We start from the raw sequence: 13,782 nt of genomic DNA on the forward strand, positions 1-13,782 counted from the left end.
TGCATCCGGCAAGGCCGGAAAAGGAGCAGCCATGATACTTGACGGCAAGGCCACCGCGGCCGCCATACGCGCCGCCCTGCGTGAGAACATAGCAAAGGACAGGGAAAAGGCGGGGCGCGCGCCCTGTCTCGCCGTGGTGCTGGTGGGGGAAGACCCCGCCTCCCAGGTGTATGTGCGCAATAAGGAAAAGGCCTGTGCCGATGCCGGCATAGACACGGCCTCCTACCGCAAGCCCGCCTCCATTCCGCAGAAGGAACTTGAGGCGTTCATCGCCTCCCTCAATGCCGACCCGGCCGTCGACGGCATACTGCTTCAGCTTCCCCTGCCCGAAGGGCTGGATGCGCGCCCCTGCATCGACGCCATCAGCCCGGAAAAGGACGTGGACGGCCTCACTGCCGTGAATCAGGGCCGCGTGGCCATGAACGTGCCCGGGCTTCGTCCCTGCACGCCTGCGGGCATACTGGCCATTCTCGACCGGTACGGCATTTCCGTGAGCGGCAAAAGGGCCGTGGTCATCGGCAGGAGCAATCTGGTGGGCCGCCCCATAGCCCTCATGCTGGGCAGCCGCGACTACAACGCCACCGTGACCATGTGCCATTCCCGCACGCCGGATCTTGCCGCCATATGCCGTGAGGCCGACATCATCGTCGCAGCTCTCGGCAGGCCCCGCTTCGTCACGGCCGACATGGTCAGGCCCGGAGCCGTCATCATCGACGTGGGCATCAACCGCGGGGCGGACGGCAGACTCTGCGGCGATGTGGACTACGACAACGTGGCGCCCATAGCCTCGGCCATCACGCCCGTGCCCGGCGGCATAGGGCCCATGACCATTTCCCAGCTTCTGGTCAATACCGAAAAGGCATGGAGAAAGAAGCTGCTGGAAAAGTAAGCCGTGCATGCTGTTTTCGCCCGGGGTCTTTGCCCCGGGCGATGTTTTTTAAACGGATTTTCTGCGCGAGGCGCCTTTTCTCAGGAGATTTCCGGTTCCTTTCTGGCCTGACCGTAGGGAATATGGAGCTTGTCGAGCCTTGCGCGCATGGTGTTGGGCTTGATTCCGGCAAGCATGGCCGCGCCGTGGGGGCCGGAAATGCAGCCGTTGCACAGCTGCAGAAGCCTTGAGAAGTATTTGCGCTGAAGGTCGTCGAAGGAAGGCACGGTTTTTCTGTCCTGCCAGTCCTGAGGCCCGCTTTCCTTGCCGGTACGGAAAATGACCGCGCCTGTCTGCAGGCCGCGCACGAAGCCTTCCGTCACCACGTTGATGAGCTCCCGCACGTTGCCCGGCCAGGCGTAGTTCAGAAGCTTATGCATTTCTCCCGCCGCAAGCACGGGTACGGGCACCCCGTACCGGGCCGCCTCCTTGTGCAGGATGCGCTGCACGAGCAGGGGAATGTCGCCCGGGCGGTTTCTGAGGGGCGGAATGTGCACCGTCACCCCGGCGAGGCGGAAGTAGAGATCCTCGCGGAAGGTGCCCTGCTGCACCATCTGCTGAAGGTCCTTGTTGGTGGCGCAGACGATGCGGAAATCCACGGGAATGGGCGCACTGCCGCCCAGCCGTTCCACGGTGTGATTCTGAATGACGCGCAGCAGCCTTGTCTGCGCGTCGAGGGGCAGTTCCCCTATTTCATCAAGAAAGAGCGTGCCGCCCTGTGCGCGTTCGAAACGGCCCTTGTAATCCTTGAAGGCCCCGGTGAACGCGCCCTTGGTGTAGCCGAAGAGTTCGCTGTCCAGAAGCGTGGGCGCAATGCCGCCGCAGTTTACCGCTACAAAGGGCTTGTCTCCGCGGGGGGAGAGCCTGTGCAGCTCCGTGGCGAAAAGGTCCTTGCCCGTGCCGGTCTCCCCGGTGAGCAGCACCGGAATGTCGAAGGGCGCGAGCATGCGTATTTCCCGGGCCACGTCCTTGAGGCCGGAGTTTGCGCCCACAATGTCGGCAAAGCCGCTGATCTGCTTGCGCAGAACGCGGTTGTTCTCCTGTGTCAGTTCGAGAACTTTTTCCATGCGCTGCTGCTGATAGTGGAAGCGGATGATGAAGTAGAGCGGCTTCCACAGCTTTTTCAGAAAGCGTATTTCCTCTGCGGAGAACTCGTTTTCACTGGAGCAGCCGAAATAGATGCTGCCCTGTACCTGCCCTCCGTACAGAAAATAGAAATACAGACAGGGCGATTCGATTTTCACCTGACTGGTGATGATGTTGAAGAAGGCATCCATATCTTTGCTTGACTTGATATAGAATACCTTGTCAGAACTGAACTTCGCTCTGTGTTCGAAGATGCGGTTGATCTGTGCGCGCGTCGGGGTCTTGATGTTCTTGAAAAGGCGTACGCCCTCGCGGGAAATGTGGATGTGATTGCTCTCCTGGCTTTCGTAGGGCGGCGTGTAGAAGAGATAGGTCAGAGGCAGGATGTCGGCCAGATAGAGAAAGATCGCATTCAGACTTTCCTCCAGCGAATCCCCCTGAATGAGCCTTTCCACGACGCCGAGATAGGTTTCGCAATGTTCCATTATATCGGAGTCGTTTTCAGCTAATTCCGAAATATGGGAAGAGAGATCCGATATTTCGGAACCTGATTTCTTACTCATTTTATAACCTCTTGATAATAAAGGAGAACTAGTATGGTATGAAATTAGCATAGAGAAAGGTGAAAAGGCAAGCCTTTTCGCCCTTACTCTAATACTTATGGAATCCGGTCATGCGGGTTCCCATGGCGCATGGGAAACGCCGGTTCCGGCCGGAGGGCCAAACATCGGGAGGAATTCGATGAAACCACTGTACAAGGAAAAGTATCCCCATGTCTTTACTCCGCTCACCGTCGGCAAGAAGGGACAGGTGACCTTTAAACACCGCATCATGGTTCCTCCCATCGGTTCTCAGGGCGACATCGTGGACTCTCATCATCGTCTGAACCGCGACGGTGTGGAATTCTACATGCACTGGGCCCGCGGCGGCGCGGCCTGCATCACCGTTCCCATGGAAATCCCCGCCAACGGCGGCCATCGCGGCGACCTGGTGCTGGATGACGAAGTGGACGGCTTCATTTACATGCACAATCTGCAGCGCCCCGCGCACATGTACGGCACCAAGACGCTGTGCGAAATCTACCATGCCGGCTGCTGCATGCTTCCCTGGCCGGGATATGAGCTCATCAGCTCCAGCGCCTTCATGTACAACGGCCGCATGACGAAGGCCATGGACAAGAAGGACATGGACGATGTCAAGAAAATGTATGTGGATGCCGCCGTGCTCGCCATGCGTTCCGGCTTCGACGGTATTCTGCTGCATTACGGCCACGGCTGGCTGATGAACAACTTCCTGTCGCCTCTGTGCAACAAGCGTACCGATGAATACGGCGGCTCCGTGGAAAACCGCTGCCGCTATCCTCTGGAAGTCATCAAGGCCATCCGCGACGCCATCGGCTACGACATGATCATCGAAGTGCGCCTCAACGGCGACGACAAGAAGGAAGGCGGCATCACCCCCGACGACTGCGCGCAGCAGGCCCTGATCTTCCAGGACTATGTGGACATGATCCATGTCTCCTGCGGCACCCGTCTCGACGCCCATGCCCGTCCGAAGATGCATCCCACCTGCTTCGTGCCCGAAGCTCACAACGCCGAAGCCGCCTATACCCTGAAGAAGGCCGGCGTGAAGGTGCCCGTGGGCGTGGTGGGCGCCATCGGCAGTGCCGCCACGGCGGAAAAGCTCATTGCCGAAGGCAAGTGCGACTATGTGCTCATCGGCCGTCAGTCCGTTGCCGACCCGTACTGGTTCAATAAGGTGCGCGAAGGCCGCGAAGAAGACATCCGTCCCTGCATCCGTTGCGACTACTGCCTGGACGGCGGCCGCCGCGGCTCCCTGACCACGGAAGTGAACATTTCCGACACCGCCACCTTCGACGGTCACTGCTCCGTGAACCCCCTGTATCGTCAGGGCCAGTACAAGGAATACATGCTGCGCGAAACCACGCCCAAGAAGGTGGCCGTGGTGGGCGGCGGCGTGGCCGGCATGCAGGCGGCCCTCAAGGCTTCCGAACGCGGCCACAGCGTGACGCTCTTCGAGAAGGGCGACAGACTGGGCGGCCAGCTGGCCATGTATCCCGACCATCTGTGGTTCAAGAACCATGTGCGCGACCTGCGCGAATACTTCATCACCCAGCTTGCCAAGAGCAACGTCACGGTGCTTCTGAACACCGAAGCCACCCCGAAGCTCATTGAAGAAGCCGATTTCGACGCCTGCATCGTGGCCGTCGGTGCCACGCAGAACGTACCGCCCATCCCCGGCATCGAACATGCCATGCTCGCGTGGGACGTGTTCGGCAATGAAGACAAGATCGGCAGGAAGGTCGTCATCGTGGGCGGCGGTTCCGTGGGCTGCGAACTTTCCATTCAGCTCGGCGGCAAGGGCCACGAAGTCACCGTGGTGGAAATGACGAAGTGGCTGGCTGCCAATTCGCAGATTTCCGAACGCATGAGCCTTGAGGAACACATGGGCCTCAACCATGTGACGGCTCTCACCGAAACGCGCTGCGTGGGCATTTCCGACAAGGGCGTGACCGTGTGCGACAAGGACGGCAAGGAAACCCTGATTGAAGCCGACACCGTCATCGTGAGCGCCGGTTCCCGTTCTCTCGCGGCGGAAAGGGACTCCTTTGCCGATACCGCCTTCGACGTTATCAATGTGGGCGACTGCGACAGTGTGGGCACCATCAGAACCGCCATCGAATCCGGCTGGGATGCCGCTGCCCGCCTGTAGGAACAACCTTTACCGGGAAGACGCGTATGCGTCTTCCCGCCATGGAAGCGAAGGAAGGGCGCTCCGGCGCGGCAGGCAGTCTCCGCACTGCCGGAGCGCCTTTTCCGGGTTTTACCACCGAATGTCCATTTTGCGAGAAGGAGTCCTCATGAATCTGCGTTCCGTTCTTTGTGTGGTTCTTGCCGTTACCGGTATGATGCTGTCGCCTCTGTCTTCGGATGCCAAGACCGTCTTCCGTCTGGCCAACACCGGCGGCCCCAATGACGACTATACTTACGGCTGTGAACAGTTCGCCAAGAATTTGAATGAAATCTCCAAGGGAGAATTTGAAGTGCGCGTGATGAACAACGGCGTTCTCGGCAACGACCGTGTCGCCACGGAAATGGCGCAGCAGGGTTCTCTGGACTTCAGCCTCATCGGCCAGAGCCAGCTCAACCTGTTCATCAAGCCCCTTCTGGCCATGGATCTTCCCTATATGGTGGCATTTGAAAAGAACCGCCAGTTCCTCGAAGCATTCGACCCATACACTGGCCCTCTCTACAAGTATGTGGACGGCGAAGCGCAGAAGGCCGGTCTGAAGCTTGTCATGACCCTTGACACCCCTTTCAGAAGCTATGCCTTCACTCCCCGTTCCGGCGTGGAGAATCTGTCCAGCGTGCGCGGCGTCAAGGTGCGCGTGACCATGTCCCCTATTGAAAAGGCCTTTGTGAATGCCCTTGCCATGAACCCCTGCGCCGTGGGCTGGACCGAAGTGTACACCGCCCTTCAGCAGGGTACCGTGGACGGCGAAATCATCAACTTCGGCACCTTCGCTTCCTTCAATAGAGCCGAAATCGAAGACCGTTTCCTTGTTACTCGCCACAATATGGCCAAGATCTTCGTGGTCATGAACAAGGCGAAGTACGACGCCCTTACTCCCGAACAGCAGAAGATGATCCTCGACGCCGGCCGCAAGTCCCAGATGGAAGAATGGGACATGAGCCAGGAATTCGAACGCAAGGGGGAAGAATACTGCAAGCAGCACAACATCAAGCTCATCGAACTCACCGATGCGGAAAAGGCTGAGATCGTGAAGAACCTCCAGCCCCTGTATGACGAATATACCAAGAACATCGATCCTGCGTTCATCAAGCTCATCCAAGACGTACAGAAGTAATGCTCCATTACTGAAAATCTTTTCCGACCGGAGGGGTCCTCCGGTCGCATACCCGTATTTTTTCTTCAGGAGCCCGCTATGGTAACGTTTCAGAAAGTCCTGCGCTGGCTGGATGAAAGCGGCGAAAAGCCCATCATCGTCATAGCCTGCGTAGCATCATGCCTGCTTATTCCGTATCAGGTTTTCGCCCGCTATATTCTCGGCACATGGCTCAAGGTGAACGTCGATACCTCTCCCGTGGAGGAACTCGCCCTGTTTTGCCTGATATGGTGCACCTACTTTGCCGTTCCGCTCGTTATCAAACGGCGTGAAAATATTCGCATGACGGCGTTGATAGACTGGCTGGTTCCTCAGAAGTATCATAATTTTATTCTGATGTTCAACAACATCGCCACACTGGCGCTTACCGTCACCATCATGTGCTTGGCCGTGCGCCTGATCCGCCTGCAGTTCCAGTTCCCGCAGGAAACGCCTACGCTCCGCATACCGTACTGGATTCCTTACTCCGTGCTTCTCTTCGGTTTCTTTGCCCAGAGCGTTCGCGTCATTCAGGATACGCTGAAGCTTATCCGCGAAGAAGGCTGGATGAAGTTCCTCCTGTCGCTATTTTTTCTCGTCTCGGTAGCCGCGCCGGTGGTATGCTTTGAGCACAGCATCATCTTCGTGCTCATGGTTTCACTGTTTGGCGGCATGATTCTGGGCATTCCCATTGCCGTAGTACTGGGCCTTTCCGGAGCTCTCGCCGTACATGCTTCTGGCTTTCTGCAGTTGAACATCATCGCACAGACAGCCTACAACTCTTTGGATTCCTTCCCTATGCTGGCCGTTTTCTTCTTTGTGCTGGCCGGTATCTTTATGGGTAAGGGCGGGCTTTCCGGTCAGCTTATCGGCCTTGCCGACATGATGATAGGGCGCCGTACCGGCGGCTTGGCCATGGCCACGGTCATTGCATGTACCTTCTTCGGAGCCATTTCCGGTTCCGGCATCGCCACCTGCGCGGCCATCGGCATGATCACCATTCCCGCCATGGTGGAACGCGGCTATTCCAAGGCCTTCGCCGGGGCCATCGTAGCGTGCGCCAGCGCCATCGGCGTCATGATTCCCCCGAGCAATCCCTTCGTGCTTTACGGCGTCATCACCAATGTGTCCATCGGCAAGCTTTTTGTGAGCGGCATCATGCCCGGTATCATTACCTGCGTGATGCTTTGCATGACAGCATGGTATATTTCCAAAAAGAACGGTTGGAAAGGCGAGGACAAGGTCTATACTTGGGGTGAAATCGGCCGTGCCGTATGGGAAGCCCGCTGGGCGCTCATGGTGCCTGTCATTATTCTTGGCGGTATTTACGGCGGTATTATGACGCCTACGGAAGCGGCGGGCGTGGCCGCGTTGTACGGTTTCCTAGTGGGTATGTTCGTACTCAAAGGGATCACCCGCGAGAATTTCATCGAAATTCTGGTAGACAGCTCCGTCACCGCCGCCACGGTGCTTTTCCTTGTGGCCATGGCCAGCGTGTTCGGTTATGTGATGGCTATCGAGCAGGTTCCCGACGCCATCTCCGAATGGATGATGTCCATTACGTCGAACAAATTCGCCATGCTGCTCATCGTGAACATTCTTCTGCTCATTGTGGGCGCGCTCATGGAATCGGCTTCGGCCACCCTGATTCTCGCGCCCATCCTCATGCCCATGATGATAAAGCTCGGCGTGGACCCGGTGCACTTCGGCGTCATCATGGTGTGCAACCTGTCCATAGGCTTCATTACCCCGCCTGTGGGACAGAGTCTGTTCGTGGCGGCAGCCATTTCCGACGAACGAACGGAACGTATCGCAGTGGCGGCAGCTCCGCTGCTTGCGTCCATGCTTGTCATGCTGCTTATCGTTACCTATATTCCTGAAGTATCGCTTTTCCTGACGCGCTTCATGTAGTCCTTTCTTCTTGCCGCACATGAGGGCGAGGTAAGCCTTGCAGGAGGAAAACGGCCCCGGGCTTTGCGTTGAAGCAAGGCCCGGGGCTTTCCTGGGTTCCCATAAGAACGCCCTTGCCGGATGGCGCGCCTTTGCATTCTCATAAGGAGTTTGTTTTCAGAAAAGCGGCACATGCCGGGAAGACACTCCGAAAGAAAGAAGGAATGACGTGAAAAGGTGATGAAATGAAACAGATGGTGCTGCTTCTTCCCGTCGCGGCGGGAATCATGTTCGGTTCCGTGGGCGTATTTGTACGGATCTTGACGACGCACGGCATGGATAATGCCACCATAGTGTTTTTAAGGGCGGTTTTCGCGGCGCTGGCGATGTGTTGCGTCGTTCTTGTCTGCGATGCCTCCCTGCTGAAGATACGGATAAAGGATGTCGTTCAGTTTCTGGGGACAGGCATTCTCGGCATGATGGGGCTTAACCTGTGCTATAATGTGGCCATCAACGAGCTTACGTTGTCCCTTGCCGCCGTTCTTCTAAGTACCGCGCCGTTCTTCGTTATTTTTCTTGCCGCGTTGCTGTTTCATGAGAAGATCACGCCGAAAAAAATATTCTGTCTGTGCCTTGCGGTTGCCGGTTGTGTTCTGACAAGCGGGCTGCTTGAACGGCGGACGGGGCTGAGGATTTCCTCATCGGGAGTTTTCTTCGGGCTTTTGTCTGCGTTGTTCTATGCGCTGTACGGTATCTGTTCAAGGATGGCCACGGACAGACATTATCATACCTATACGATCATCTTTTACAGCGTCGCTTTTACAGCCCTGGTGCTGCTGCCGTGGGCGGATACGGCGAAGATTGGTGAATTCGTTTCCGGCAATGCGGTGCCACACCTCTTTTTTCTTCTTCTTCATGCTCTGGTTACGTCCGTATTGCCGTATATGTTCATAACCTGGGCGCTGCTGTATGCCGAAGCGGGGAAGGTATCCATACTGGCTTCCGGCGGGGAACCGACGGGAGCGTTATGCTTCGGCGTCATGCTTTTTTCGGAAATTCCCACGGCGTCGATGCTGCTGGGGCTTGTCATCACGATTGGTGCTCTGACTTTTGTATGCTGGAATACACAAAAGAATTGATGCCGCTTCCCCTGGGGGGCATGTCAAAGGCATCTTAAACACATCCGCTTCGCAAGCAGGAATATCCGGGGATCAGGTATGAGCAACGTCATCTGCATTACCGGGGCCACCTCCGGCCTGGGGCGCGCGGCAGCGCGGCTTTTCATCGACAACGGCTGGCGTGTCGTCGGTACGGGAAGGCGCAGGGAGCGCCTCGAAAAGATGCGCGGGGAACTGGGGGTGCATTTTTTCGGTCTCTGCTTCGACATACAGAGCCGTGAAGAGACGAAGGCGGCCTTTGACGGCCTGCCGGAGGATTTTTCCGCCGTGGACGTGCTGTTCAACAACGCCGGGCTCTTTGCGGGCGATGGACGCGTGCAGGACGGGGATACGGAAGCCTGGGAAACCATGGTGAACACCAATATTCTCGGCCTTCTTTACTGCACGCGGCTGCTTTTGCCCGGTATGCTCGCCCGCGGCCGCGGGCATGTGGTCAACGTGGGCTCCGTGGCCGGAAGCCGGGCCTTTCCCACGGGCAACGTCTACGGCGCGAGCAAGGCCTTTGTGCGCCATCTTTCCGACAACATGCGCGCCGATCTTCTGGGCACGCCCGTGCGGGTGACGTGCATTGCTCCCGGGCGCACGCGCACGGAATTTTCCCTGGTGCACAACGCGGGCAACGCGGAAAAGGCCGAAAAGGAATACGCCACGGGCCGTCCGCTGGATCCTGAGGACATTGCCCGCGCCCTTTTGTGGGTGGTGGAGTGCCCCGTGCACATGGACGTGAGCTATATGGAGCTTATGCCCACCGGTCAGGCCGACGGAGGTCCCCGTTTTTCCGATGTGACCTTTCCTTCGGATGAAGCATGAGTGAGGGCCGGAGGCGTGTCGTCGGGAAAGATATATGATGGTGTGGATAACGGACCACAGGGGAAAAACAGCCAGCTGTAAGAGCCTTGAACGATAACAGAGCGGACGACACGCTTTTGCCCCCGTGTCCGCCGAAGGCGGGCACGGGATGAAAAAGCCGCCCCGGAACAGTACAGTTCCGGGGCGGCTTTTCTATGCTGTTTCAGCCCGCGAAGGATCAGTCGTCCTTGCGTTCATGGCGGCGTTCGCCTCTGTCGCGGCGTTCACCGCGGCGTTCACGACGTTCGCCGTCACCGCGTTCACCACGGTCGGAGCGTTCGCGGCGGGCGGGACGGGCCGTATCTTCGGGGTTCCATTCAATGCCCTGCTCTTCGAGGAGCACGGCCTTGCGGCTGGCACGGATGCGGTCGCCGTTGATTTCAATGACCTTGACCACCATGTCTTCGCCGAGGTGGGCCACATCTTCGGTCTTTTCCACGCGGTTGGTGTCCAGCTGGGAGATGTGCACCAGAGCTTCCAGGTTGGGCAGGATTTCCACGATGGCGCCGATGTCCATGATGCGCTTCACCTTGGCAGTGTAGTTCTTGCCGAGTTCCGCGTGCTGGTCGTAATAGAGCACCATTTCCTTGGCGGCCTGCATGGACTGCTGCGTGGGAGCGAAGATGGTGATGCGGCCGGAATCCTCGATATCGATGGCCGCGCCGGTGGCGGTGGTGATGGCCTTGATGTTCTTGCCTCCGGGGCCGATGATCATGCGGATGATCTCGGGATTCACGAACACTTCCTCATGCTGGGGAGCGTAGGGAGAGAGTTCGCGCACGGCGGGCATGGCCTTGGCCATGACGTCGAGAATGTGCAGACGGGCCACGCGGGCCTGTTCCATGGCGCGGGCCATGACTTCGGTGGGCAGGCCGTTGATCTTGATGTCCATCTGAATGGCGCTGATGCCTTCGGCGGTACCGGCGATCTTGAAGTCCATGTCGCCCAGGGCGTCTTCATCACCGAGGATGTCGGTGAGCACGGTGTAGGTGTCGCCGTCCTTGATGAGGCCCATGGCCACGCCGGCCACGGGAGCGCTGATGGGCACGCCCGCATCCATGAGGGAGAGGCAGCCGCCGCACACGGCGGCCATGGAGGAGGAACCGTTGGATTCCACGGTGTCGGACACCACGCGGATGGTGTAGGGGAAGCTTTCGGCAGAGGGCAGAACGGCCTTGAGCGCGCGTTCGGCAAGGTGGCCGTGGCCGATTTCGCGGCGGGACACGCGCACGGACTTCACTTCACCCACGGTGAAGGGCGGGAAGTTGTAGTGCAGCATGAAGCGCTTGCTTTCATCACCGTTCAGCGTATCCACCTTCTGTTCGTCGGCGGAGCTGCCCAGGGTGGTGACGGCGATGGTCTTGGTTTCGCCGCGGGCGAAGATCACGGAGCCGTGGGCGCGGGGAAGCACGGAGGTCTCGATTTCGATGGGGCGCACGGTCTTGGTATCGCGGTTGTCGATGCGGGTGCCCTCGTTGATGACTCTCTGGCGCACGAGCTTCTTTTCCAGGTGTTCCAGCACTTCGCCGATGGCGGCCTGAGCGACGGGATCGTCGGCATAGCGCTCATCTTCGGCCATGAGGGCCTTTACCTTGTCCTTCACGGCCTTGCGGGCGTCCTTTCTCTGCAGCTTGTCGACGGTGCGCAGGGCGTCTTCCATGCCGGACTTGATGGCGAGTTCCTCCACATAGGCGAAGAGCTCGGGATCGTCTTCCTTGGGCGTGAATTCGCTCTTGGGCTTGCCCGCCAGCTTCACCAGTTCTTCCTGAGCGTCGATGAGGGGCAAAATGGCCTTGTGGGCCCAGTTCAGGCCGTCGATGAGGTCCTGTTCCTTGACGAGCCTGGCTTCGCCTTCCACCATGACCACGGCGTCGCGGGAAGCGGCAAGCACGATGTCCATGTCGGAGCGCTTCAGCTCTTCATTGGTGGGGTTCAGAATGAACTGTCCGTCCACGCGGCCGAGGCGCGCACCGGCCACGGGACCGGCGAAGGGAATGTTGGAAATGCAGGTGGCTGCGGAAGCAGCGGTGATGCAGAGCACGTCGGGGTCGTTTTCGCCGTCGGCGGAAATGACGGTGGCGAGCACCTGCACTTCATTGCCGTAGCCCTTGGGGAAGAGCGGACGGATGGGCCGGTCGATGAGGCGGGCCACCAGGGTTTCATGATCGCTGGGGCGGCCGATTTCGCGGCGGAAGAAGTTGCCGGGGATGCGGCCGGCGGCGTACATGCGTTCGGCGTATTCCACGGTGAGGGGGAAGAAGTCCTTGGGGGTGTCGAGCTGGGCTTCACAGACGGTGACGAGGGCCACGGTACCGCCGCACTGAATCCAGATGGCGCCGTTGGCCTGACGGGCCACGCGGCCCGTTTCCAGAATGATTTCCTTGCCGCCTACGGTGGCGGAAACACGAGTGCTGTTGAGCAGACCCATAATGGTTACTCCTGGAAGGAGACTCCGTGAAGAAAGACGAAAATTTCGCCTCTGTTCGCGGATGCTCCTTCCTCGCGTTGAGGTTGGGGGCTGCTGCCCCGTTCATGCAGGATGGGGGAGCGGAATGACTCCCGCTCCCCCTTGCTTTCAGATCCTTGTCGCGACTACTTGCGCAGGCCGAGCTTTTCGATCAGGGCACGGTAGCTCTGAATGTCGGTCTTCTTCAGGTAGTTCAGCATCTTGCGACGCTGGCCGACCAGCTTGAGCAGGCCGGTGCGGGAATGAAAGTCCTTCTTGTTGGCCTTGAAGTGGCCGGCGAGGCCGTTGATGCGGGCGGTAAGAAGGGCGATCTGAACTTCAGCGGAGCCGGTGTCGCCTTCGTGCTTGGCGAACTGGGCGATAACGGCCTGCTTCTGAGCGGAATCCATAGCCACAGCGGTATCCTCCTCTCTGGCTTCTGCCAGAGGTTAGTGGGTAAAAAGCCCCCGAAGCACTGCCCAGACAGGGCGATCCCTGTCCATGCGGGCTTCCGCCAGGGCCAGAGGCGAGCCGTCCTGCGCCGTGATGAGGGCGCGTTCGCCGGGATGGAAGGTTCCGAATTCCGGCGTGTGGGGAACGGCGATGCCGTTTCTCAGGTTCGCTTCCTGCACGGGGCCGATGGAAAGATTCTTCCATCCCGGCAGGGCGGCGCTGATGGGCATGAGCCATTCGGGCAGCTTCTCCGGCTCGGCGAGGACCTCATCCAGCGTGTGGGCGACGTCCAGTCCGAACGGGTGACTGTATTCCCGGGTCAGTTCCGTGAGCATGGCTCCGCACCCAAGTCGAATCCCCAAGCTGTGGGCCAGGGACCGTATGTAGGAACCGGAACTGCACGTTACCCGGAATCGTACGTCCGGCATGTTCACCCATTGAACATCGGCGTACGAAACATGTATGCGTTTCACCTTGGCGGGCACTTCCTTGCCCGCACGGGCAAGCTTGTACAAAGGCTGACCCTGGTGCTTTGCGGCGGAATAAGGCGGAACAGGCTGTTCCGTCACCTCAAGCCAGGCCGCGACTTCGTTTCTCGCAGCCTGCTCCAGCGCGGAACCTTCGGCAAGGTCGTCCTCTCCGAGGGCCGTTTCGCTGACGATGGAACCTTCCGCATCCCAGGTGTCGGTGGTCACGCCGAGGCGCAGCGTGCCGCCGTAGGTCTTGACGCCGCCTTCCAGAAGATACCCGGAAAGCTTGGTGGCGTGGCCGAGGAGTACGAGCAGCACTCCTGTGGCCATGGGGTCGAGCGTGCCGGCGTGGCCGATTTTCTTCTGCCCGAGGCGTTTGATCCGCGCAATGCACTGTGCGGAGCTGAGCCCCTTGGGTTTGTTGAGTACCAGTATGCCGTGCTGTTGTTCCATGCGAAGAATGTGTGTACCTTTAATTGTCGGGATAGTCCAGCCCCCGCAGGGGGGCCGCACGCGGGAAAAGCGCGTCCGGAAAAGGGGCGTTCAGGCGCCGCCATGTTCCGGGCGCGGAGAAG

General features: G+C 58.9%; 10 protein-coding genes. 6 read left to right on the plus strand and 4 right to left on the minus strand.

Annotation, left to right across the window (positions count from 1 at the left end; genetic code table 11):
• Nucleotides 1–31 precede the first annotated feature (31 nt).
• Nucleotides 32–889, plus strand: coding sequence for a bifunctional methylenetetrahydrofolate dehydrogenase/methenyltetrahydrofolate cyclohydrolase FolD (gene folD, locus Q0K07_RS01910; RefSeq protein ID WP_294555663.1), 858 nt, complete (start codon nt 32–34; stop codon nt 887–889).
• Nucleotides 890–969: 80 nt separating this feature from the next.
• Here the strand turns inward: folD and Q0K07_RS01915 are convergent, their stop codons facing one another.
• Nucleotides 970–2,577 carry a sigma-54-dependent Fis family transcriptional regulator gene (locus Q0K07_RS01915; RefSeq protein ID WP_294555665.1) on the minus strand — a complete coding sequence of 536 codons (1,608 nt, stop codon included), beginning with the start codon at nt 2,575–2,577 and terminating at the stop codon, nt 970–972.
• 178 nt (nt 2,578–2,755) lie between these two features.
• Between Q0K07_RS01915 and Q0K07_RS01920 the strand changes: the two genes are divergently transcribed.
• The 5 genes from Q0K07_RS01920 to Q0K07_RS01940 all read left to right on the plus strand — a co-directional run bounded on the left by Q0K07_RS01920 (nt 2,756) and on the right by Q0K07_RS01940 (nt 9,799).
• Nucleotides 2,756–4,747, plus strand: a complete 1,992-nt coding sequence (locus Q0K07_RS01920) for an FAD-dependent oxidoreductase (RefSeq protein ID WP_294555668.1) — start codon at nt 2,756–2,758, stop codon at nt 4,745–4,747.
• Between the two features lie 148 nt (nt 4,748–4,895).
• On the plus strand, nt 4,896–5,903 hold the full coding sequence (locus Q0K07_RS01925) for a TRAP transporter substrate-binding protein (RefSeq protein ID WP_294555671.1): 1,008 nt from the start codon (nt 4,896–4,898) through the stop codon (nt 5,901–5,903).
• Between the two features lie 78 nt (nt 5,904–5,981).
• Nucleotides 5,982–7,832, plus strand: a complete 1,851-nt coding sequence (locus Q0K07_RS01930; RefSeq protein ID WP_077071573.1) for a TRAP transporter large permease subunit — start codon at nt 5,982–5,984, stop codon at nt 7,830–7,832.
• Nucleotides 7,833–8,056: 224 nt separating this feature from the next.
• A complete protein-coding gene (locus tag Q0K07_RS01935) occupies nt 8,057–8,950 on the plus strand; it encodes a DMT family transporter (protein WP_077071572.1) in 894 nt (297 codons plus the stop codon).
• Nucleotides 8,951–9,028: 78 nt separating this feature from the next.
• Complete coding sequence (locus tag Q0K07_RS01940) at nt 9,029–9,799, plus strand: SDR family NAD(P)-dependent oxidoreductase (RefSeq protein ID WP_294555675.1); 771 nt, start codon at nt 9,029–9,031, stop codon at nt 9,797–9,799.
• 217 nt (nt 9,800–10,016) lie between these two features.
• Here the strand turns inward: Q0K07_RS01940 and pnp are convergent, their stop codons facing one another.
• The 3 genes from pnp to truB form a co-directional block, all read right to left on the minus strand.
• Entirely contained in the window at nt 10,017–12,269 is a 2,253-nt protein-coding gene (gene pnp, locus Q0K07_RS01945) for a polyribonucleotide nucleotidyltransferase (RefSeq protein WP_294555750.1), read from the minus strand.
• Between the two features lie 161 nt (nt 12,270–12,430).
• On the minus strand, nt 12,431–12,694 hold the full coding sequence (gene rpsO, locus Q0K07_RS01950; protein WP_144277213.1) for a 30S ribosomal protein S15: 264 nt from the start codon (nt 12,692–12,694) through the stop codon (nt 12,431–12,433).
• Between the two features lie 39 nt (nt 12,695–12,733).
• Nucleotides 12,734–13,660: a tRNA pseudouridine(55) synthase TruB gene (truB, locus tag Q0K07_RS01955; protein ID WP_294555678.1), complete on the minus strand. Its 927-nt coding sequence runs from the start codon at nt 13,658–13,660 to the stop codon at nt 12,734–12,736.
• Nucleotides 13,661–13,782: the final 122 nt, after the last annotated feature.

The sequence above is a fragment of the uncultured Mailhella sp. genome, from assembly GCF_944324615.1.
Classification (GTDB): Bacteria; Desulfobacterota; Desulfovibrionia; order Desulfovibrionales; family Desulfovibrionaceae; genus Mailhella.